Raw genomic sequence first — 20,683 nt, 5'->3', positions numbered from 1 at the left:
AGGTCGGACACTAGTCACCGGGTACGACAGAACCGGACAACAGTGATCAAGAGTCAGGAACGGGCCAGCCGGCGCAGCAGCGAGTCCGCGCCGAGCGGATACGCGCCGTGCCGGCGCACGCCGTCGGCGACCTCGCGGTCCGACGAGACCACCACCACCGGCCGGCCGGCCGGCTCGGCCCGGACCAGGCGGCGGATCAGCTCGTCGGCGGTCTCCCCCTTGCGGGAGAAGAGCACCCGGACGCCGCGCGGGGTGGGCGGCAGCCCGTGCATCCGCTCCGCGCCGTCGAAGACCACGGTGACCTCGTCGCCGGTCTGCGCGGCGATCCCGCCCAGCCCGGTGATCAGCCGTTTGCGCTGCTGTTCGAGGGACATCTCGCCGAAGCCGCGCTTGGTGACGTTGTAGCCGTCCACCACCAGGTGCGCCCGGGGCAGGGCGAGCAGCTGGTCCAGCCGGGCCGGGTCGTCGGTGTCCCGGGCGCGGGCGGCGGTGCCGGCGGGCGTGACGGCCGACGAGTCGGCGAACGCGTCGGCCACGAAGTCGGCCGGCAGCTTCTCCACCGGGTCCAGCGCCAGCTCCCGGCGCAGCCCGACGGCGGCCTGGCCGATGGTCTCCAGCAGCAGCCAGAGCCGGGCGTCGTCGACCGAGCGGGCCTCCTTGGCGCTGGCCCGGGCGACCCCGGCCGCCGCCTCGGCCTCCGCCAGCCGGGCCCGCGCCCGGCGCAGCTCGGCGTCGCTGTCGGCGGCCGCCCGGGCCGCCCGGCCCCGCTCGGTGGCGAGCAGCTCGTTGGCCCGGCGTTCGCGCGCCTGCGTCTCCCGCAGCGTCCGCTGGACCTGGCGGTTCTCCTCCCGCAGCTGCCCCAGCTCCTCGCGGACCCGGGCCAGCTCGTCGCGGAGCTTCTCCGCCTCGACCCGGGCCACCGCCCGGTCGTGCTCGGCGCGGGTGGCCCGCTGCTCGGCCTCCCGGACCAGCTCGGCGATGACGGCGCTGTCCGCCTCGGCCCGCACGGCGGCGCCGCTGGCCTCGATCAGCTCCCGCCAGCCGCGGGGCCGGGCCAGGTACGCCAGCGCGGCCACCTCGACCGGGTCGGCGGCGGCCGGCGCGGTGCCCTCGACCACCGCGGCGCCCAGGTCGCCGGCGTCGGCGAGCACCCGCGCGGTGACCCGCTGGCGGAACAGCGGGTCGGCGGTGAGTTGGGCGGCGATCACCGGCGCGCCCAGCCGGGCGCGGCGGTTCGGGGCGAACTTGGCCACCCGGCGCAGCGGCACCGGCAACTCGTCGGCGGGCAGCCCGGGCAGCACCGCCGCGGTGAGCGTGACGATGCGCTGGCGGACCGGCTCGGGGAGGGTGGGCTCCGGCTCGGGCGCCCCCGCACCCGGTTCCGCTCCGCCCTCGGGCGCGGCGGTGGACGACCCCTCCTCCGGGAGGTGGTCGTCGTACGGCTCGGTGAGGGGCATGGGGCAAGTCTCCCACCGCGACCGGGCCCACCGCCGGGTGAGTGAGCCGATCTCTCATCCTAGACCGGCGGTGACGGCTGGGGCGCCTGCGACAGCAGTGTCGGACCGGCCCGCTAGCCTGCCGCGCGTGGCACCTGGCGAGTACGTCCAGCAGACGCTGGCCGGTCTGGATCCGACAGCGGGCGGCGGGGTGGACCCGGCGCTGCCGCTCTACGCGACGACCTTCGTGGTGGTCGACCTGGAGACGACGGGCGGCGCCCCGGACGGCGGCGGCATCACCGAGATCGGCGCGGTCAAGGTGCGCGGCGGCGAGGAGCTGGGCGTGCTGGCCACCCTGGTCAACCCCGGGGTGCCGATCCCGCCGTTCATCACCGTGCTGACCGGCATCACCCAGGCCATGCTGATCCCGGCCCCGCCGATCGAGCAGGTGCTGCCGAGCTTCCTGGAGTTCATCGCGGACGCCGTGCTGGTCGCCCACAACGCCCCCTACGACGTGGGCTTCCTCAAGGCGGCCTGCGCGAAGCACGGCTACCGCTGGCCCAACCCGCGGGTGCTCGACACCGCCGCCCTGGCCCGCCGGGTGCTCACCCGCGACGAGGTGCCCAACCGCAAGCTCGGCACCCTCGCCGCCTACTTCCGCACCGCCACCCAGCCCACCCACCGCGCGCTGGACGACGCCAAGGCCACCGTCGACGTGCTGCACGGGCTGATCGGGCGGCTGGGCGGGCACCGGGTGGACACGGTCGGCGAGGCCATCGAATTCGCCCGCGCGGTCACCCCCACCCAGCGCCGCAAGCGGCACCTCGCCGAGGGCCTGCCCAAGGTGCCCGGGGTCTACATCTTCCGGGCCGCCGACGACCGGCCGCTCTACGTCGGCACCTCCGGCGACATCGCCACCCGGGTGCGCAGCTACTTCACCGCCGCGGAGAAGCGGGCCCGGATCTCGGAGATGCTGGCCGCCGCCGAGCGGGTGGAGGCGGTCGAGTGCGCCCACCCGCTGGAGGCCGAGGTCCGCGAGCTGCGGCTGATCGCGGCGCACGCCCCGCCGTACAACCGGCGCTCCAAGTTCCCGGAGCGGATGGTCTGGCTCAAGCTGACCGACGGCCCCTATCCGCGGCTGTCGGTGGTGCGCAGCCTCGCCCCCGGCGACACCGCCTACCTGGGGCCGTTCCGCTCGAAGCAGGCCGCCGAGCTGGCCGCCGCCGGTTTCCACGACGCCGTCCCGCTGCGCCAGTGCACCCACCGGCTCTCGCTGCGCACGGTCACGCCGGCCTGCGCGCTGGCCGAGCTGGGTCGCTGCCCGGCGCCCTGCGAGCACCGGATCACCCCGGAGGAGTACGACCACCGCGCCGCCGCCCCGTTCCGTACGGCGACGGCCAGCGACCCGCAGGTGGTGGTCGACGCCCTGCTCGCCCGGATCGAGACGCTGTCGGCGGGCCAGCGCTACGAGGAGGCGGCGGTGGTGCGCTCCCGGCTGGCGGCGGTGCTGCGGGCGAGCGTACGCATGCAACGGCTGGCCGGGCTGACCCGGATCGCCGAGCTGACCGCGGCCCGGCGTGCCCCCGGCGGCGGCTGGGAGCTGGCGCTGGTCCGGCACGGCCGGCTCGCCGGGGCGGGGGTCTCCCCGCCCGGGGTCCATCCTCGACCGACCATCACCGCGATCCGGGCCACCGCCGAGACGGTGGAGCCCGGTCACGGGCCGGTGCCCCGCGCCTCCGCGGAGGAGACCGAACGCATCCTGTCCTGGTTGGAGCGACCGGAGACCCGGCTGGTGGAGATGTCCTCCGAGTGGTCCTCGCCGGTGTCCGGGGCGGGCCGCTTCCGCGACCTGCTGGCCAAGGCCGAGAACGGCGGATCCCACCAACTCTCGACCGAACGCTCATGAGCAAGTGACCGATCGGACGACGGTGACTGACTTAGGCTGTTAAGGGAGTGCAGTCCTGCCCGTTTCGTGGGCCTGCTTCCGGTTACCAGAGATGGTGATCGCGGAGCCGGGGTGAGGAGGTGTCCCTCGTGGACGTCGACGCCGGACACGGCGCCGCCCTGGGGGGCGCGCTCCCGACCCAGCCCGGGGAGCTGCCGCTGGCCCGCCGGCTGCGGTCCCTGCTCACCTGGCCGACCAACGACACCGACCCGGTCAACCACCTGGTCCGCACCCACCGGGGCATCCACGCCAACGCCGAGACGTCGGTGCTGCGCCGGGCCTACACGATCGCGGAGAACATGCACCGCGGCCAGTTCCGCAAGAGCGGCGAGCCGTACATCACCCACCCGCTGGCGGTCGCCCAGATCTGCGCCGACCTCGGCATGGACACCACCACCCTGGTGGCGGCGCTGCTGCACGACACGGTGGAGGACACCCGCTACACGCTCCAGGCGCTCTGCGAGGACTTCGGCCGCGCGGTGGCCCACCTGGTCGACGGGGTGACCAAGTTCGACAAGGAGTTCTACGGCAACGCCGCCGAGGCGGAGACGATCCGCAAAATGATCATCGCGGCGGGCAAGGACGTCCGGGTGCTGATCATCAAGCTGGCCGACCGGCTGCACAACATGCGTACCCTCGGCGTGCGCTCGGCGGCGTCCCGCGAGCGGATCGCCCGCAAGACCCAGGAGGTGCTCGTCCCGCTCTGCGACCGGCTGGGCATCCAGACCCTCAAACGCGAGCTGGACGACGTGGTGCTGCTGCACCTGCATCCCGAGGAGCACGCCCGGATCGCCCGGCACGTGCACGACCGGCCCGGGTGGGACGCCTACCTGGACGACGTGGTCGCCCAGACCAGGACGGCGCTGCGCCGCAGCCGGGTCGACGCCGAGGTGAGACCCCGGCCCCGGCACCTCTACTCGATCTGGAAGGACACCGTCGCCGGTGGCCACACGGCCCCGTTCGACCTGCCCCGGATCGTGATCGTGGTGGACGGCCCAGCCACCGACTGCTACGCCGCGCTCGGCGCGGTGCACGGGCGCTGGCGGCCCGTCCCCGGCCGCTTCAAGGACTTCATCGCCTCCCCGAAGAACAACCTCTACCGGTCGCTGCACACCAGCGTCTGCGGCCCGCAGGACCGCACCGTCGAGGTGCTGATCCGCACCCGCGAGATGCACCGCTCCGCCGAGTACGGCGTCGCCGCCGACTTCCGCTTCCCCCGCTCCTCCGGCGACGCGGCCCAGGCCGAGCAGCTGGCCTGGCTGCGCCGGGTGCTCGACTGGGAGCAGGAGGCCCCCGACCCGGCCCAGTTCCTCCAGTCGCTGCGCTGCGACCTGGCCGAGACCCAGATCCAGGTGGTCGCCGACGGCCGGCAGGTCGTGCTCCCGGCCGGGGCCACCCCGGTGGACTTGGCGTACGAGCTGGGCGCCGAGTGGGGTGACCACTGCCTGGCCGCCCGGATCAACGGCCGGCTGGCGCCGCTCTCGTCCGAACTGGACGAGGGCGACGTGGTGGAGATCTTCACGGAGAACGACGCGGAGAGCGGCTTCGAGGCCGACTCGGCGCCGCGCGGGCCCCGGCGCGAGTGGCTCGGCTTCGTCAAGTCGCCGCACGCGCAGATGCAGATCAGCCGCTGGTTCGCCGAGCACACCGAGCCGGGCATCTCGATCGCCGACAAGGTACGCCTCGGCCGGGCGACGATCGGGCTGGCGCTGCGCAAGCACGACCGGGGGCTGGCCAGCGACCTGCCGCTGCTGCGGCTCTCCGAGGAACTCGGCTACCCCGACCTGGAGACCCTGCTGGTGGCGGTCTTCGACCGGGCGGTCGAGCCGGACACCGTCGTCCGGCAGCTCATCGACCTGGTCGACCATCGCCAGTGATCCCCGCCCGGCCCAGCCGTCCCGGGGCGGGTGGTGGGGCCGGGGCGCGGGTGGGGGCCCGAGGGCCTAGCCTGGAGTCATGATCCCCCGCTCGCGCGCCACCGGCCGGGCCGTCGCCTACAAGGTCTTCTACCGCCTTCCGGTGGGGATGCGCCGCCGCCTGGTCCGGCTCGCCGTGCCGAAGTACGTCGTCGGCGCGGTCACCCTGGTCCGGGACAGCGAGGCCGAGGGGACCGGCCGGCTCCTGCTGCTGCGCCAACCGCCCGGGTACAGCTGGACCCTCCCCGCCGGCCTGCTCCAGCGCGCCGAGGCCCCGGTCGTCGGCGCCGCCCGCGAGCTGTACGAGGAGTCGGGCATCCAGCTCTCCCCCGACCGGCTCCGCCCGGCCGTGCCGAACGCCCTGGTGCACGCCAAGGGCTGGGTCGACATGGTCTTCGAGGCGGAGGTGCCGGCGTCGACCACCGAGCTGACGGTGGACGGCGCGGAGGTCTACGAGGCCGCCTGGCACCCGCTGGACGACCTGCCCCGGCTCAGCCGGGCCACCGCCTTCCTGCTCGGCCACTACGGCATCGGTCCGCTGGCCGGGCAGATCCCGCCCACCGGCCGAGCGGCGTGACCCCGATCCCCGACCGGCCGTCGCCCCGGCCGGCCGGTCACCCGGCGCCCGTGCCGCCGGCGGGGATCTGCGCCGTGGTGCTCGCCGCCGGCGAGGGGACCCGGCTGCGGCCGCTCACCGAGCGGGTGCCCAAGGCGCTCTGCCCGGTCGGCAACGTGCCGCTGCTGGACCGCGCGCTGGCCCGACTCGCCGGCCTGGGCATGGCCGGTCCCGGAACGGTCGCGGTCAACGCCAGTTACCTCGCCGACCAGGTGGTCGCCCACGTCGGCGCGCGGGCCCACCTCTCCGTCGAGCCGGACGGCCCGCTGGGCACCGCCGGGGGCGTGGGCAGGCTGCGGGACTGGATCGCCGGGCGCGGCGTGCTGGTCGGCAACGCCGACGCGTACCTCGCCGATCCGGCGGCCGCCCCCGGGCCGGACGTCGCCGCGCTGCTCGACGGCTGGGACGGGCGGAGCGTACGCCTGCTCGGCCAGCCCGCCGCGGACCCGGCGGCCCCCGGCACGTTCGACGGGCACGAGTTCACCGGGTTCTCCCTGCTGCCGTGGCGGCTGGTCCGGGAGCTGCCGGCGACCTTCGGCGACCTGGTCCGGGCGGTGTGGCGGCCGGCGGAGGCGGCCGGGGCGCTGGAGGTGGTGGCGTACCCCGGCACGTTCTACGACACCGGCACCCCGGCCGACTACCTGGCGGCCAACCTGCACGCCGCCGGCGACGGCGAACTGCTCGATCCCGGCGCCACCGTGACCGGCCGGGTGCGCCGCGCGGTGGTCGGGGCGGGCGCGGTGGTCCGCGGCGACGTGGAGCGGGTGGTGGTCTGGCCCGGCGCCACCGTCGACGAGGGCGAACGGCTGTGCGACGTGATCCGGGCCGCCGACGCGCTGACCGTGCCGGCGGCCTGAGCGGCCCGCGCCGGACCGGTCCTGCGCCGGCCGGTGAACATCTAGCATGAGCCACGACGTCGACGAACGGAGAAGCGTCCAGTGATCACCGCGATCGTCCTGATCGACTGCGCCACCGACTCGATTCCCGAGGTGGCCGAGACCCTGGCGAACCTGCCCAGCGTCAGCGAGGTCTACTCGGTGGCCGGGCACGTCGACCTGATCGCCATGGTCCGGGTCCGGGAGTTCGAGCAGATCGCCCAGGTCATCGCCGGCAGCATCTCCAAGGTGCCCGGCGTGCTCAACACCGAGTCGCACATCGCGTTCCGGGCGTACTCCCAGCACGACCTGGAGGAGACGTTCGCGATCGGGCTGGCCGGCGCCGACTGACCGGTGAACGCGCGGTGGCCGGCCCACCCCGGAGGGCGGACCGGCCACCGTCGGCCGTGCGGTGACGTCAGCTGGTGCCCGGAGCCGGCGTCCCGGTGGTGCCACCCGGCGACTCGGGCGTGCCGCCCGGGGTCGGGGACTCGGTGGGGCCGCCCGGCGCCGGCGTGGTGGTGCCGGTCGGGCTGGGCGTGGCGGTGGCCTCCGGCACCGGGATGCCCAGCTGCCGCGCGAGGTTCACCAGCTCGTCGTAGTGCGCCTGGAGCACCGGCAGCGCGGTCTGCGCCAACTGGATCACCGACTGCTCCTGACCCTGTGAGATCTCGGTCTGGGTGGCCTGGATCGCCTGGATGTGCGCGGCGAGCTGCGCGGTCACCCACTGGCGGTCGAACTCCTCGCCCCTGGCGTTCTCCAGCCGGTCGAGGATCTGCCGCTGGTCGGCGGTCGGCTCATTCGGCAGCTGCACACCCAACTGGGAGGCGGTCTGCTGGACCGACTGGTCCAGCTGGGTGTGGTCGGTCTTGAACATCTCGCCGAGCCGCTTGACCTCCTGGTTCTGGCCCTTCTCCCGGGCCAGCTCACCAGCTCTGATCTCGAACAGGTTGGACTGGTGCACCGCCTGCAGGTACTGGCTGTCCTGCGTCGACGGCTGTGCCGCGGCCTGCGCAGCCGCGGCAGGCGCCAGACCGACCAGCACCAGTGCGGCCAGCAGGCCGAGGCGCTTGATTCCCAACATGTTTCCCTCCCCGTTGACGTTGGACCGCACGGATACCCGGCTGGCGGGGGTTATTCCTGCGTTTCCACCCGTCAGTGGGCGGGTCGCGGGGTGGGCAGGGCGGACCCGGACGAACGTCGCGGAAATGGACGTGGCGCCCGCCGGAGAACTCCGGTGGGCGCCACGATTGGGGTACGTCGTCAGCGACGGCTCTCGCCGCTGCCGATCTCCTCCCGCTCGGGGCGGGGCTCGACCGGCGGGTGCCCCGGCGAGACCGGCGCCTCGGCCGGCTTCTCGATCGGGTAGAAGAAGCCCCGGATGGCCGGGCCGAGCGCCCCGAGCCGGTTCATCTTCTTCGGCACCACCCAGCCGACGTAGTCCAGCTCGCCGTGCCCGTCGTGGCCGTCGGCCGCGCTGAGCGGCTGGTGGACCTCGACGAACCGGCCGTCCGGCAGGCGCCGGATGATGCCGGTCTCCACACCGTGGGCCAGCACCTCCCGGTCGTGCTGCTGGAGACCGAGGCAGAGCCGGTACGCCACGTAGTACGCCAGCGGCGGGACCACCAGCAGGCCGATCCGGCCCGCCCAGGTCATCGCGTTGAGGCTGATCTGGAACTTGTCCGCGATCACGTCGTTGCCGCCGGAGAGGGTCAGCACCACGAAGAACGACACCGCCATGGCGCCCGCCGCGGTCCGGGCCGGCACGTCCCGGGGCCGCTGGAGCAGGTTGTGGTGCTTGCGGTCCTTGAGGTGCCGCGCCTCCATGAACGGGTAGAACAGGGAGATCGCGACCAGGATGCCCGGCAGCACGACCGTCGGCCAGAACAGCGGCGGGATGACGTACCCGTCGCCGATCGGGATGGTGATCTCCCAGGCCGGCATGAGTCGGGTCGAGCCGTCGAGGAACATGACGTACCAGTCGGGCTGGCTGGCGGCCGAGACCACCCACGCCTCGTACGGGCCGAAGTACCAGATCGGGTTGATCTGGAAGAGGCCACCCATCAGCGCGATCACGCCGAAGACGACCATGAAGAAGCCGCCCTGCTTGAGCGCGTAGCGCGGGAACATCCGCTCGCCGACCACGTTCTCGTTGGTCCGGCCGGGGCCGGGCCACTGGGTGTGCTTCTGCTTGAACACCAGGCCCAGGTGGACAGTGATCAGCGCCACCAGCAGACCCGGGATCAGCAGCACGTGGGCGATGAAGAAGCGGCTGATGATGATCTCGCCCGGGAACTCCCCGCCGAAGATCGACGAGGTGACCCAGGAGCCGATCACCGGGATCGACAGCATGATGGCCGAGGCGATCCGCAGACCGGTGCCGGACAGGCCGTCGTCCGGCAGGGAGTAGCCGGTGAAGCCGGCCAGGAAGCCGACCCAGAACAGCAGCGAGCCGATGATCCAGTTCGTCTCACGCGGCTTGCGGAACGCGCCGGTGAAGAAGACCCGCAGCATGTGCACGACGATCGAGGCCATGAACAGCAGCGCCGCCCAGTGGTGCATCTGCCGCATGATCAGACCGCCCCGGACGTCGAACGACAGGTCCAGGCTGGAGGCGTACGCGGCGGACATCGGCGTGCCCCGCAGCGGGGCGTAGCTGCCGTCGTAGATCACCTCGGTCATCGCCGGCTCGAAGAAGAAGGTCAGGAAGACACCGGTCAGCAGCAGCACGACGAACGAGAAGAGCGCGATCTCGCCGAGCAGGAAGGACCAGTGGTCCGGGAAGACCTTGTTGAGCAGCTTGCGCAGTGGGGTGGCCACCTGGAACCGGTCGTCCACCGCCCCGGCCGTCTTGGCCGGCACCGCTGCTACGTCGAACTTTCGGCGCTTCATGGCCGCTCCCAGAAGTCGGGGCCGATGGTTTCGGTGTAGTCGGACTTCGCCACGAAGAAGCCCTCCTCGTCCACCTCGATCGGCAGCTGCGGCAGCCGACGGCTGGCCGGACCGAAGATGGGCCGGGCGTTGTCGGTGATCAGGAACTGCGACTGGTGGCACGGGCAGAGCAGCCGGTTGGTCTGCTGCTCGTACAGGCTCGCCGGGCAGCCGGCGTGCGTGCAGATCTTGGAGTACGCCGCGTAGTTGCCCCACATGAAGTCCTGGCGGCCCAACCGCGCGTTGGCCTCGCGGGACTCCTGGGCGTCCGTCTCGCGCAGGTGGATCAGCAGGGTCGGCGAGTCGGCGTGCTTGTTGCTCACGCCGTGCTCGATGCCGGGGAAGACGGTCAGCTGGCCACCGGCGCTGATGTCGGCCGGGCGGATCGGCCGGCCGTCCTCACGGACCAGCCGGATCTTGCGGCCGCCCTCGGCCGGCGCGAAGCCGGTGGTGAACATCTGGTTGTTCTTGTGCGGCTGCGAGATCAGGCCACCGATCAGCGGGGCCGCGACGACCGCGCCCACCGGCAGCAGGCCCGCCGCCAGCGAGACGCCGAGCAGCGGACGACGCCGCACGCCCATCTCGTCGGCCAGGTAGAGCATGGTCTCCCCGGTGATCTTGCGATCCTCCGGCGCCCCCGGCTGGTCGTGCCGGCCCTGGATCGAGACCTCCTTGGGCAGCAGCTTCTTGCCCCAGGTGAGGATGCCGAAGCCGACGGCCAGGAGCGCGACGCCCAGGGTGACGCCGAGCAGCGGGGTGTACCACTTGTCACCGCCGCGGCCGGCCTCCCACTTCCACGGCCACCAGATGTAGATGACCAGGAAGGCGGTGGCCGCGAGGCCGGTGAGGAGGAAGAAGCTGGCGACCGTACGGGTCAGCCGGCGCTCGGCCTTGCTGCCCGGCGCGACCTGCTCCTCGTAGTGGACGATCTCGATGTCGTCCCGACGCGCGCCCTCCAGGACGACGTCGAACCGGGACAGCCGGGGGTCCATGACGTCGAGCGGCTCCGGACCCTGCGGGGCCTGGTGCTCGGTGTGGGTGCTCATGCCGTCACCTCGCTACGGGCGGTGCCGACGCACGGCACCACGGCAATGGTACTGACGTTCGACCGGGTCACGACTTGCCCGCAATCCACAGGCTGGCGAAGACCAGCGCGACAATGCCGAACAGGAAGGCCGCCAGACCCTCGGTGGAGGGGCCGTACCGGCCGAGGTTGAACCCACCCTGGTCCTGGTCGTGCTTCAGCGTCTCCTGGATGTAGGCGATGATGTCCGCCTTCTGCTCCGGGGTGATCTGGTTGTCGCCGAACACCGGCATGTTCTGCGGGCCGCTCAGCATGGCGGCGTAGATCTGCCGGTCGCTGGCCGGGCGCAGGCTCGGGGCGAACTTGCCCGAGGAGAGCGCCCCGCCGCCACCACCGAAGGCGTGGCACTGCGAGCAGTTGATCCGGAACAGCTCGCCGCCGGTCGCCAGGTCGGCGCCCTCACGCAGGTGACCCTCGGGGACCTGCGGGCCGCCACCGAGCTCCTGGACGTACTGGGCGAGCTGGCGCACCTGCTCGTCGGTGAAGACCGGGGGCTTGCGCTGGGCCTGGGCCTCCTGTCGGGCCATCGGCATGCGGCCGGTGGCCACCTGGAACTCGACCGAGGCGGCGCCCACGCCGACCAGGCTCGGGCCACGACCGTCGACACCCTGCGCGTTGCGACCGTGGCAGGTCACGCAGCTCACGTCGAACAGCGCCTTGCCCTCGGCGGCGGCGCCGGTCAGCGGCGGGTTTTCCTGCGCCTGCACGCCAGGGGCGAAGACGGTGTAGGCGCCGCCGGCCAGCGTCAGCGCGGCGATCAGCCGGACCGCGGCGCCCAGCCGGCGGCGGCCCCTGCTGCGCGCTACGGGCCGCCCGCGCAGGCGCGCGAGCAGACCGCGTCGGCGGTCGTTGTCAGAAGTCATGACCTGTGTCCTTAACCGGTTGGACCTTGTCTCAGGGGACGGAGCAGCGGCGCGGTTCGTGACGCGCCAAGATCACTGGAGCCAGTAGATCATGGCGTAGAGCCCGATCCACACCACGTCGACGAAGTGCCAGTAGTACGACACGACGATCGCCGAGGTGGCCTGCGCCGGAGTGAACCGGCCCATGGTGGTGCGGATCATGAAGATGACGAAGGCGATCAGGCCGCCGGTCACGTGCAGGCCGTGGAAGCCGGTGGTGAGGTAGAACATCGACCCGTAACCGTCTTCGTTGATCTTCACGCCCTCGTGCACCAGGGTGCGGTACTCGTTCACCTGGCCGAGCACGAAGATCAGGCCCATCACGAAGGTGATCGTGAACCAACGCCGCAGGGCGTGGACGTCGCCCTTCTCCGCCGCGAAGACACCGAGCTGGCAGGTCACCGAGGACAACACCAGGATCACCGTGAAGGTGGTCGCGTAGGGGATGTTGAGGTGCTCGGTGTGCTTCTCCCACTGCTCCGGCGCCGCCGCGCGGATGGAGAAGTACATCGCGAACAGCGCCGCGAAGAACATGAGTTCGCTGGAGAGCCACACGATCGTCCCGACGCTGACCATGTTGGGTCGGGTCAGGGAGTGGATCCGGCTCTTGTCAATGGCTGGGGCCGCAGTCACGCGGTCATTATTGCCCTTGACCGGGGCGGGCGATCAGCGGGGGGCCAAACCCGGGCGGGGGATGGCCCGATCGTGGTGGTCCGGTTCGCCTGGCCTAGCCTGAAAAGCGTGCTGCACGTCAATTCGATCTTCGCCGCGACCTCGGCGGGCCCGTCGGCGGTCCTCGCCGCCGGAGGCGAGGCCGTCCCGCCGCCGTTCACCGTCACCCGGGTCTTCACCGAGACCCGGCTGGACAGCTGGCTCGCCCTCGGGCTGGTGCTGGCCGCCGGACTCTACCTCTACGGGGTCTACCGGTTGCGGCTGCGCGGGGACGCCTGGCCGGTCCTCCGGACGATCTGCTTCCTCGGCCCGGGCCTGGGCGGCATCGCCGCGGTCACGGTCAGCGGCCTGCACGCGTACGACACGGCGCTGCTGTCGGTGCACATGGTCCAGCACATGGTGCTGTCGATGATCGCGCCGATCTTCCTCGCCCTGGGCGCCCCGGTCACCCTGGCCCTGCGCACCCTGCCGGTACGCCCCCGCAAGCGGCTGCTGGCGATCGTGCACAGCCGGGTCGCGAAGGTCTACAGCTTCCCGCTGGTGGCGTTCAGCATCTTCGTGGTGAACCCGTTCGCGCTCTACTTCAGTGGCCTCTACCACTACACGCTGGAGCACGCCTGGGCGCACGAGCTGGTGCACGCGCACTTCATCGCCACCGGCTGCGTGTTCTTCTGGCCGCTGCTCGGCCTCGACCCGCTGCCGGGGCGGTGGCCGTACCCGGCGCGGGCGTTGCTCATGCTGCTCTCCGTGCCGTTCCACACGGTGCTCGGCCTCACCATCATGCAGAGCACCACGCTGCTCGGCGGCGACTGGTACCCGTCGCTCAACCTGTCCTGGTCGAACCCCTGGAACGACCAGGTGGTCGCCGGCGGCATCCTCTGGGCCGGCGGCGAGTTCGTCAGTGTGACGATGCTCGCGGTGCTGGTCGTGCAGTGGATCCGGCAGTCCGAGCGGGAGGCCCGCCGGCTCGACCGCGAGCTGGACCGCCAGGAGGCCCGCGACCGCGCCGCCGACGCCGCCGCCACCGCAGCGACCGCGACCCCCGCTCCGGGCAGCCCGGCCTGAGCTGCGCCGACGCGGCGTCCGCGCCGCCCGGCCGGGCGGGATGTCGGGTACGCCACACCGGCGGGTACCATCAGCGGGCAGCTACGAGGTGGGAGCCAGTCCAGCGATGAGCGATCGTCAGTGCACCGTCCTGCTCTACAGCGACGACCCGCAGGTCCGTGACCGGATGCGGCTGGCCGTCGGCACCCGCCCGGCGCCCGGCCTCGAGATCGAGTTCGTCGAGGCCGCCACGTACGCCGAGTGCATCCGACTGGTCGACGACTACGAGATCGACCTCATGCTGCTCGACGGCGAGGCCAGCCCGGGCGGCGGCATCGGCATCGCCCGCCAGATCAAGGACGACCGGGACGACGCCCCGCCCACCTGCGTGGTCATCGCCCGCTCCGCCGACCGATGGCTCGCCGCGTACGCGCAGGTCGACGCCACGCTGGTGCACCCGCTCGACCCGGTGACCACCGGCACCACGGTCGCCGAACTGCTGCGTACGCACGCCGCCGCCTGAGTCTGCGCGCTCGGCGGCGCCTCCGGCGCCCGGGCTGACGGGCGCCGCCCCCGTCCCACCCGCACCCACGCCCGCTCGGGAGGCCCACCATGGGCGAACGGACCTGGCCGCACCTGCTCAACGCGCTGCTGCGCGGCGACGAGCTCTCCACCGCGGACACCGCGTGGGCGATGGACGAGATCATGACCGGCGCGGCCGCCCCGTCCCAGGTCGCCGGCTTCGCGGTGGCGCTGCGGGCCAAGGGCGAGACCCCCGCCGAGCTGGCCGGCCTGGTGCAGGCGATGCTCGGCCGGGCGGTGCCGGTCGAGCTGCCCGAGGAGCTGCGGCGCACCGCGCTGGACGTGGTCGGCACCGGCGGTGACCTCGCCCACACGGTGAACATCTCCACGATGACCGCGCTGGTGGTGGCCGGCGCCGGGGTCCGGGTGGTCAAGCACGGCAACCGCGCCGCCTCCTCGCTCTGCGGCACCGCCGACCTGCTGGAGTTCCTCGGCGTGCCGCTGGACCTGGCGCCCGAGCAGGTCGCCCGCTGCGTCGAGGAGGCCGGGATCGGGTTCTGCTTCGCCGGCCGGTTCCACCCGGGGATGCGGCACGCCGGCCCGGTCCGCCGCGAGATCGGCGTACCCACCTTCTTCAACTTCCTCGGCCCGCTGACCAACCCGGCCCGTCCCCGGGCCGGCGCGGTGGGCTGCTTCGACGCGCGGATGGCACCGGTGATGGCCGCCGTCTTCGCCGGGCGGGGCGACTCGGCGATCGTGATGCGCGGCGAGGACGGCCTGGACGAGTTCACCACCGCCGCCCCCACCCGGGTCTGGGTGGCCCAGCAGGGCACCGTCAGAGAGGCCGTGCTGGACGCGACGGACCTCGGGGTGCCCCGGTCCACCCTGGCCGACCTGCGGGGCGGGGACGCGGCGTACAACGCCGGGGTGGCCCGCCGGCTGCTGGCCGGGGAGACCGGCCCGGTGCGGGACGCCGTGCTGGTCAACTCCGCCGCCGCGCTGGCCACCCAGGGGCCGCTGGACGGCGACCTGACCGAGGCGCTGCGGGCCGGGCTGGGCCGGGCCGCCGAGTCGATCGACTCGGGCGCGGCGGCCGCCGTCCTGGAGCGCTGGGTCGAGGTGGCCCGCAGCCTCTGAGCGGGTGGCGCGGCGGAACTGTCGGAGGGGCGTGCCAAACTACACGGGAGTAATTTTCCGTTTTCCGCCGATGGCTCCGATGGTCGTCGGCGGGCACCGGAGCGAGAGGAGACGCCCGTGTCGGACCGCGAGCTCTACTGCGACACCTGCGAGGGCGTGCAGCCGTTCGAGGTCCCGCCCTGCGTCGACGGTCACGACCTCGACTGCCCCGAGCTGATCTGCACCGGCTGCGGCGCGGCCGTGCTGATCGCCACCTTCGCCTTTCACGCCCCGCGCCTGGCCGACCGGCGCCCACGGGCGACATCCCGGTCGGGCCGCCGCGCGGCCTGACCCGCGGCCCCGCCCTCATCGCGCGCTCTCACTCGCCGTGCCCGCCGGGCCGTTGGCCCCGCCGGCAACCGCACCCTCGGCTCACCGATCCTGTCGACCTGATGTCGTGGACGACTCAGGGGGTCGGAACACGCGTAGGCCCGCGTCCCGGAGCGGGACGCGGGCCTACGGGCGAAGCCGTCGGATCAGTGCTCGGCGGTACGCCGGGTGCCGGTGTAGTACTCGAAGAGCAGGCCGCACGCGGCGAAGATGACCGCGACCAGGCCGACGCCCACCAGCCAGAACTGCCAGTACACCAGGCCCATGCCGGCCACCGCGGCGGCCAGCGCCAGGCCGAACGGCCAGTAGCTGCCCGGGCTGAAGAAGCCGATCTCGCCCGCGCCGTCGGCGATCTCGCCGTCCGGCCGGTCCTCCGGCCGCAGGTCGATCCGGCGGGAGACGAACCAGAAGAAGCCGCCGCACATCGCGCAGAGCAGGAACGACAGCAGCAGGGCCACGGTGCCGACCCACTCGACCCGGCCGCCCGAGTCACCCCAGGTCCAGACGCCGTAGAGCACCGTCGCGCCGAGCAGGAACGCGGCGATAACCAGGAAAATACGCCACTCGGTCTTCATGTCGGCTCCCTCAGTTCCTCGGGTCGGAGTGCGACTTGTCGGGGTTGAAGGTGGCCACGTTGCGCCGCGTCTTGAACGGCTCGGTGGTCTTCGCGTACGGGTCCTCGCCGATGGCGCTGAGCGCCTCCTGCGTCGACTTGCCGTCCCGCTTGGCCGCCAGGAACTGGTCGTACTTCTCGGGGGAGACGACGCGCAGCTCGAAGTTCATGAAGGCGTGGTAGCTGCCGCAGAGCTCGGCGCACCGGCCGACGTACGCGCCCTCGGACTCGAGCTTGGAGATCTCGAAGACGTTGCGGACGTTGCCCGGCATGACGTCCCGCTTGAACAGCAGCTCCGGCACCCAGAACGAGTGGATGACGTCGCGGCTGGTCTCCTCGAAGCGGATCGACCGGTCGGTCGGCAGGACCAGCACCGGGATGACCTCGCTGGTGCCCAGCACCGACGCCACGGTGTTCGCCTCGGGGCCCTGACCGTCGCGGTAGTTGAACTGCCAGTTCCACTTGAACGCGACGACCTCGACGGTCACGTCGGGGTTCTTCGTAATCCGCACCACATCGGTCTGCACGACCGCCGTGTAGTAGAAGAGCACGGAGACGATCAGGATCGGCGCGATGGTGTAGAGGAACTCCATCGGCAGGTTGTACCGGGTCTGCACCGGCAGCTCGTTGCCCCGCTTGCGGTAGCGCACGACGCACCAGAAGATCAGGCCCCAGACGAAGACGCCGACCGCGAGCGCGGCGATGCAGGAGGCGATCCACAGGTCGTACATCCGGTGCGACTCCGGCGAGATGCCGCCCTGCGGCCAGCCGAAGCCGTCGACCGCGCTGCCGACGTTGCAGCCGGTGAGCAGAACCAGCAGCGCCGCTCCGCCGAGACCGAGCCCGGCGAGTCGACCAGCACCACGCCGCCGGCGCCCACCGGCTCCTGGGGAAGCGCTGTGCCGTACGGCCGAGGGCCGTACCTCCGAACTCCTTGCGACCACCTGGTCCTGCCTCCCTAGCGCGCCGCGGTGGGTTTCCCTGAAGCACCGACGGCAAAGGCGTCACCGACGGTCGCAGATTACTCGACCATGACGGGCTCGACCGTGTTGGGGTCACTGTGCGCCCCCATCGGGGGGCTCGTGGGCATACCGACCCGATAGCGTGGGCTGTCGTGAGCCCTACCCCCGTCTACCTGGATGCCGCCACCGCCGCGCCGCTGCACCCGGTCGCCCGGCAGGCGCTGCTCGCCGCCCTCGACGACGGCTGGGCCGACCCGGCCAGGCTGTACACCCAGGCCCGCCGGGCCCGCCAGCTCCTCGACGCCGCCCGCGAGGCCACCGCGGCCACGCTCGGGGTCCGCGCCGACGAGCTCTCCTTCACCCCCAGCGGTACGACCGCGGCGCACGGGGCGGTGCTGGGTGGCCTGGCCGGTCGGCGGCGGGTCGGGGCGACGCTGGTGCACTCGACGATCGAGCACTCCGCGGTGCTGCACGCCGCCGAGCGGCACGTGGCCGGTGGTGGCGCCGCGGTCGCCGTGCCGGTGGACCGGCTCGGCCGGCTCGACCTGTCCGCCTGGTCCGACGCGGTACGGGCCCCCGGGGTCGCGCTGGCCGCGCTGATCGCCGCCAGCCACGAGGTGGGCACGGTCCAGCCGGTGGCGCGGGCGGCCGCCGAGTGCGCCGACGCGGGTGTCCCGCTGTACGTCGACGCGGCCCAGGTGGTGGGGCGGGCGCCGGTGCCGGCGGGCTGGTCGGTGCTGACCGCCAGCGCGCACAAGTGGGGTGGGCCACCCGGGGTGGGGCTGCTGGTGGTGCGCAAGGGCACCCGGTGGGAGTCGCCCTGGCCGGCCGACGAGCGGGAGTCGGGGCGTACCCCGGGGGTGGTCAACCTGCCGGCGGTGGTGGCGGCGGCGGCGAGCCTGCGCGCGGCGGCGGCCGACGCCGCGGCCGAGGCGGCCCGGCTGGCGCCGCTGGTGGACCGGATCCGAGCCCGGGTGGCGGCCGAGGTGCCGGACGTGGAGGTGGTCGGCGACGCGAGCGACCGGCTCCCCCACCTGGTCACCTTCTCCTGCCTCTACGTCGACGGCGAGGTGCTGCTGCACGCGCTGGACCGACGCGGCTTCGCGGTCTCCTCCGGCTCCTCCTGCACCTCCTCGACGTTGCGCCCGTCGCACGTGCTGGAGGCGATGGGGGTGCTCTCGCACGGCAACGTGCGGGTCTCGCTGCACCGGGAGACGACCGAGGCGGACGTCGAGCGGTTCCTGGCCGAGCTGCCCGGGATCGTCGCCGAACTGCGCGCCGAGGCGGGGGTGGTGGGGCTGTGACCGACCCCACGGAGGTGCTCGACTGCCGGGGCCAGCGCTGCCCGCTGCCGGTCATCGCGCTGGCCCGCCGCCTGCCCGAGCTGCCCGTCGGCGCGGTGCTGCGCGTCCTGGCCGACGACCCGGCCGCCGCCGTCGACATCCCGGCCTGGTGCCGCATGCGCGCCCAGGACTTCGTCGCCGCCCACCCCGACACCACCGCCTACGACGTCCGCCGCACCCACTGACCCCCTCCCCCCACCCCCAGACCTGTGCACTTTGAGGGGGGCGCCGGGGTCAGGTCAGGTAGGTGAGGATGGCGGGGAGGGGGTCCAGGTCCACGGCGGTGTCGACCACGAGGCGGGGGCCGATGACCGGCTCGTACTCGGCGCGGCGGAGCAGGGTCTGGTCCCAGGTGGGGAGCAGCGGGTCGGGCTCGGCGGGCAGCCGCGCCTCGACCCGGCGGCGGTGCTCCGCCTCGTCGCCGCAGTGCACCTCGATCAGCCGTAGCGGCACCCCGGCCCGCTCGGCCAGGTCGTGCCAGAGGCCGCGGGCGCTGGCCACCGGGTTGACCGCGTCGACCACCACGGTCAGGCCGAGCCCCAACTGCACCTCGGCCAGCCCCGCCACCGCCTGGTACGCCGCCATCCCGGGCACGTCGCCGACCAGCCCGTGGTGGGCCAGCGCCCGCTCGACCGGGTCCACCGGCAGCACGGGCGCGCCCAGCGCCGCGCCGACCCGCCGGGCGAGGGTGCTCTTGCCCACCGCCGGCAGGCCGGCGAACGCGACCAGGACGGGCCTCACGGCAGCAGGTACGGCCGCACGTCCTCGGCGGCGGCGTCGCCGTACGACTCGGCCAGGCGCTTCACGAACAGGTCGCGGCGGACGTCGTACTCCTGGGTGCCGACGGTCTCCAGCACCAGGGTGGCCAGCAGCGAGCCGACCTGCGCGGCCCGCTCCAGGCCGAGGCCCCAGGAGAGCGCGGCGAAGAAACCGGCCCGGAAGCCGTCGCCGACGCCGGTCGGGTCGACCGCCTGGATCTCCCGGGCGATCGGCACGTGGATCGTCCCGAAGTCCCGGCCGGCGATCTCCGCGCCGTCCTTGCCCAGCGTGGTGACCCGCACCTTCACCCGGTCGAGCAGCTGCTCGTCGGTGAGGCCGGCCTTGCTCTGCAGCAGGGACTTCTCGTAGTCGTTGGTCATCAGGTAGTCGGCGCCGTCGATCAGGCCGATCACGTCCGCGCCGTCCATCCGGGCGAGCTGCTGGGACGGGTCGGCGACGAAGGCGTACCCGCGCTCCCGGCACTCGGCGGAGTGGCGGATCATCGCCTCCGGGTCGTTGGCGCTGACCAGCACCAGGTCGAGACCGCCGAGGCGCTGGGCCACCGGGGACAGCTCGATGTTGCGGGCCTCGCTCATCGCCCCGGCGTAGAAGGAGGCGATCTGGCACATGTCGGTGTCCGTGGTGCAGACGAACCGGGCGGTGTGCGCCACCTCGCTGACGTGCACCGACTCGCAGTCGACGCCGTGCCGCTCCAGCCAGGAGCGGTAGTCGGCGAAGTCGGCGCCGACCGCCCCGAGCAGCACCGGGCGCAGCCCGAGCTGCGCCATGCCGAAGGCGATGTTGGCGGCCACCCCGCCGCGACGCAGCACCAGGTCGTCCACGAGGAACGACAGCGACACCTTGTGCAGCTGGTCGGCGATGAGCTGGTCGGCGAAGCGACCGGGGAAGCTCATCAGGTGGTCGGTCGCGATCGAGCCGGTCACGGCGATCTTCATGTCAACCCTCGGGGTCGGGAGCACGGCGCCGGTCAGCCTACCGGGCCGCCCCGGGAGCCGGTCCAGGGTCGGTCGACAATGCGCCACCCGCCGCTCATCCGGACGTCACCCCCCGCGGAGGCGCACAGACGGCGGCGGGGCCGCCCCGAAGGACGGCCCCGCCGGACGCAGGTGCTGGTCGACTCAGCTGAACGAGTCGCCGCAGGCGCAGGAGCTGCCCGCGTTGGGGTTGTCGATGGTGAAGCCCTGGGCGTCGATCCGGTCGGCGAAGTCGATGGTGGCGCCGGCCAGGTAGGGGGCGCTCATCCGGTCGACGACGACCTCGACACCGTCGAAGTCGGTGACGACGTCACCGTCGAGCGACCGCTCGTCGAAGAACAGCTGGTACCGCAGGCCGGAGCAGCCGCCCGGCTGCACCGCGACCCGGAGCCGCAGGTCGTCGCGGCCCTCCTGCTCGATCAGGGCCTTGACCTTCTGCGCCGCGACGTCGGTGAGGACGACGGAAGTAGGGGCCTGGGCCTCGGTCGACTCGGTCTGCGCTGGCGTGGTCACGTGGAAATCTCCCTGCGCGGTATGGGTCCGGACGCACTGGCCAACGTCG

The 20,683-nt window shown here is 73.0% G+C and carries 22 protein-coding genes; 11 read left to right on the top strand and 11 right to left on the bottom strand.

The genetic code is table 11. The features are described from left to right. Positions 1 to 53: 53 nt before the first annotated feature. Complete coding sequence (locus tag ACTMS9_RS08535) at positions 54 to 1,457, bottom strand: NYN domain-containing protein (RefSeq protein WP_441145327.1); 1,404 nt, start codon at positions 1,455 to 1,457, stop codon at positions 54 to 56. A 127-nt stretch (positions 1,458 to 1,584) separates the two neighbouring features. Here ACTMS9_RS08535 and ACTMS9_RS08530 point away from each other — a divergent pair, with 127 nt between their 5' ends. The 5 genes from ACTMS9_RS08530 to ACTMS9_RS08510 all read left to right on the top strand — a co-directional run bounded on the left by ACTMS9_RS08530 (position 1,585) and on the right by ACTMS9_RS08510 (position 7,139). Further along, complete coding sequence (locus ACTMS9_RS08530) at positions 1,585 to 3,342, top strand: DEDD exonuclease domain-containing protein (protein WP_210776390.1); 1,758 nt, start codon at positions 1,585 to 1,587, stop codon at positions 3,340 to 3,342. Between the two features lie 128 nt (positions 3,343 to 3,470). Beyond that, positions 3,471 to 5,258 (top strand): RelA/SpoT family protein, encoded by a 1,788-nt coding sequence (locus ACTMS9_RS08525; RefSeq protein WP_441164716.1) that lies wholly within the window; start codon positions 3,471 to 3,473, stop codon positions 5,256 to 5,258. A 79-nt stretch (positions 5,259 to 5,337) separates the two neighbouring features. After that, entirely contained in the window at positions 5,338 to 5,874 is a 537-nt protein-coding gene (locus ACTMS9_RS08520; protein WP_441145330.1) for an NUDIX hydrolase, read from the top strand. Between the two features lie 50 nt (positions 5,875 to 5,924). Further along, positions 5,925 to 6,770 carry a sugar phosphate nucleotidyltransferase gene (locus tag ACTMS9_RS08515; protein ID WP_441145916.1) on the top strand — a complete coding sequence of 282 codons (846 nt, stop codon included), beginning with the start codon at positions 5,925 to 5,927 and terminating at the stop codon, positions 6,768 to 6,770. A gap of 81 nt (positions 6,771 to 6,851) precedes the next feature. Next, positions 6,852 to 7,139, top strand: coding sequence for an Lrp/AsnC family transcriptional regulator (locus tag ACTMS9_RS08510; RefSeq protein ID WP_441164622.1), 288 nt, complete (start codon positions 6,852 to 6,854; stop codon positions 7,137 to 7,139). A gap of 67 nt (positions 7,140 to 7,206) precedes the next feature. Here the strand turns inward: ACTMS9_RS08510 and ACTMS9_RS08505 are convergent, their stop codons facing one another. The 5 genes from ACTMS9_RS08505 to ctaE form a co-directional block, all read right to left on the bottom strand. Then, positions 7,207 to 7,872, bottom strand: coding sequence for a DUF4142 domain-containing protein (locus ACTMS9_RS08505; RefSeq protein ID WP_441145331.1), 666 nt, complete (start codon positions 7,870 to 7,872; stop codon positions 7,207 to 7,209). A gap of 179 nt (positions 7,873 to 8,051) precedes the next feature. Beyond that, the gene (gene qcrB, locus ACTMS9_RS08500) at positions 8,052 to 9,680 is read right to left on the bottom strand and encodes a cytochrome bc1 complex cytochrome b subunit (RefSeq protein ID WP_441145333.1); all 1,629 of its coding nucleotides are present in this window, start codon (positions 9,678 to 9,680) and stop codon (positions 8,052 to 8,054) included. Beyond that, a complete protein-coding gene (gene qcrA, locus ACTMS9_RS08495; RefSeq protein WP_441145335.1) occupies positions 9,677 to 10,765 on the bottom strand; it encodes a cytochrome bc1 complex Rieske iron-sulfur subunit in 1,089 nt (362 codons plus the stop codon). Before qcrA ends, qcrB begins: the two co-directional genes overlap by 4 nt. A gap of 67 nt (positions 10,766 to 10,832) precedes the next feature. After that, the gene (gene qcrC, locus ACTMS9_RS08490; RefSeq protein WP_280841516.1) at positions 10,833 to 11,666 is read right to left on the bottom strand and encodes a cytochrome bc1 complex diheme cytochrome c subunit; all 834 of its coding nucleotides are present in this window, start codon (positions 11,664 to 11,666) and stop codon (positions 10,833 to 10,835) included. A 72-nt stretch (positions 11,667 to 11,738) separates the two neighbouring features. Beyond that, positions 11,739 to 12,338, bottom strand: coding sequence for an aa3-type cytochrome oxidase subunit III (gene ctaE, locus ACTMS9_RS08485; RefSeq protein WP_280841517.1), 600 nt, complete (start codon positions 12,336 to 12,338; stop codon positions 11,739 to 11,741). Between the two features lie 126 nt (positions 12,339 to 12,464). Here ctaE and ACTMS9_RS08480 point away from each other — a divergent pair, with 126 nt between their 5' ends. From ACTMS9_RS08480 to ACTMS9_RS08465, 4 genes are all read left to right on the top strand, one after another. Beyond that, positions 12,465 to 13,442, top strand: coding sequence for a cytochrome c oxidase assembly protein (locus ACTMS9_RS08480; RefSeq protein ID WP_441164715.1), 978 nt, complete (start codon positions 12,465 to 12,467; stop codon positions 13,440 to 13,442). 106 nt (positions 13,443 to 13,548) lie between these two features. Further along, on the top strand, positions 13,549 to 13,944 hold the full coding sequence (locus ACTMS9_RS08475; RefSeq protein ID WP_154943960.1) for a hypothetical protein: 396 nt from the start codon (positions 13,549 to 13,551) through the stop codon (positions 13,942 to 13,944). Positions 13,945 to 14,033: 89 nt separating this feature from the next. Further along, the gene (gene trpD, locus ACTMS9_RS08470; protein WP_441145340.1) at positions 14,034 to 15,080 is read left to right on the top strand and encodes an anthranilate phosphoribosyltransferase; all 1,047 of its coding nucleotides are present in this window, start codon (positions 14,034 to 14,036) and stop codon (positions 15,078 to 15,080) included. 117 nt (positions 15,081 to 15,197) lie between these two features. After that, positions 15,198 to 15,410, top strand: a complete 213-nt coding sequence (locus ACTMS9_RS08465; RefSeq protein ID WP_357616437.1) for a hypothetical protein — start codon at positions 15,198 to 15,200, stop codon at positions 15,408 to 15,410. A 185-nt stretch (positions 15,411 to 15,595) separates the two neighbouring features. On the opposite strand, the gene ACTMS9_RS08460 is transcribed toward ACTMS9_RS08465, so the two are convergent. Then, positions 15,596 to 16,024, bottom strand: coding sequence for a cytochrome c oxidase subunit 4 (locus ACTMS9_RS08460; RefSeq protein ID WP_441145342.1), 429 nt, complete (start codon positions 16,022 to 16,024; stop codon positions 15,596 to 15,598). A 10-nt stretch (positions 16,025 to 16,034) separates the two neighbouring features. Beyond that, positions 16,035 to 17,006, bottom strand: coding sequence for an aa3-type cytochrome oxidase subunit II (gene ctaC, locus ACTMS9_RS08455; RefSeq protein ID WP_441145344.1), 972 nt, complete (start codon positions 17,004 to 17,006; stop codon positions 16,035 to 16,037). Positions 17,007 to 17,176: 170 nt separating this feature from the next. On the opposite strand from ctaC, the gene ACTMS9_RS08450 reads away from it, so the two are divergent. Further along, positions 17,177 to 18,328 carry a cysteine desulfurase family protein gene (locus tag ACTMS9_RS08450; protein WP_441145346.1) on the top strand — a complete coding sequence of 384 codons (1,152 nt, stop codon included), beginning with the start codon at positions 17,177 to 17,179 and terminating at the stop codon, positions 18,326 to 18,328. Then, positions 18,325 to 18,552: a sulfurtransferase TusA family protein gene (locus ACTMS9_RS08445; RefSeq protein WP_088961034.1), complete on the top strand. Its 228-nt coding sequence runs from the start codon at positions 18,325 to 18,327 to the stop codon at positions 18,550 to 18,552. The genes ACTMS9_RS08450 and ACTMS9_RS08445 overlap by 4 nt, the downstream gene beginning before the upstream one ends. A gap of 49 nt (positions 18,553 to 18,601) precedes the next feature. Here ACTMS9_RS08445 and ACTMS9_RS08440 read toward each other — a convergent pair whose 3' ends face one another. From ACTMS9_RS08440 to erpA, 3 genes are all read right to left on the bottom strand, one after another. Then, positions 18,602 to 19,108, bottom strand: a complete 507-nt coding sequence (locus ACTMS9_RS08440) for an AAA family ATPase (RefSeq protein ID WP_441145348.1) — start codon at positions 19,106 to 19,108, stop codon at positions 18,602 to 18,604. Beyond that, positions 19,105 to 20,082 carry a carbohydrate kinase family protein gene (locus ACTMS9_RS08435; RefSeq protein WP_210776408.1) on the bottom strand — a complete coding sequence of 326 codons (978 nt, stop codon included), beginning with the start codon at positions 20,080 to 20,082 and terminating at the stop codon, positions 19,105 to 19,107. Before ACTMS9_RS08435 ends, ACTMS9_RS08440 begins: the two co-directional genes overlap by 4 nt. 183 nt (positions 20,083 to 20,265) lie before the next feature. Continuing rightward, positions 20,266 to 20,634: an iron-sulfur cluster insertion protein ErpA gene (gene erpA / locus ACTMS9_RS08430; RefSeq protein WP_088961031.1), complete on the bottom strand. Its 369-nt coding sequence runs from the start codon at positions 20,632 to 20,634 to the stop codon at positions 20,266 to 20,268. Positions 20,635 to 20,683: the final 49 nt, after the last annotated feature.

This window comes from Micromonospora sp. L31, from assembly GCF_052068075.1.
Taxonomy (GTDB): Bacteria; Actinomycetota; Actinomycetes; order Mycobacteriales; family Micromonosporaceae; genus Micromonospora; species Micromonospora purpureochromogenes.
Note: the sequence above shows the minus strand (reverse complement) of the source record. Positions and strands in the feature narration are given on the sequence as shown.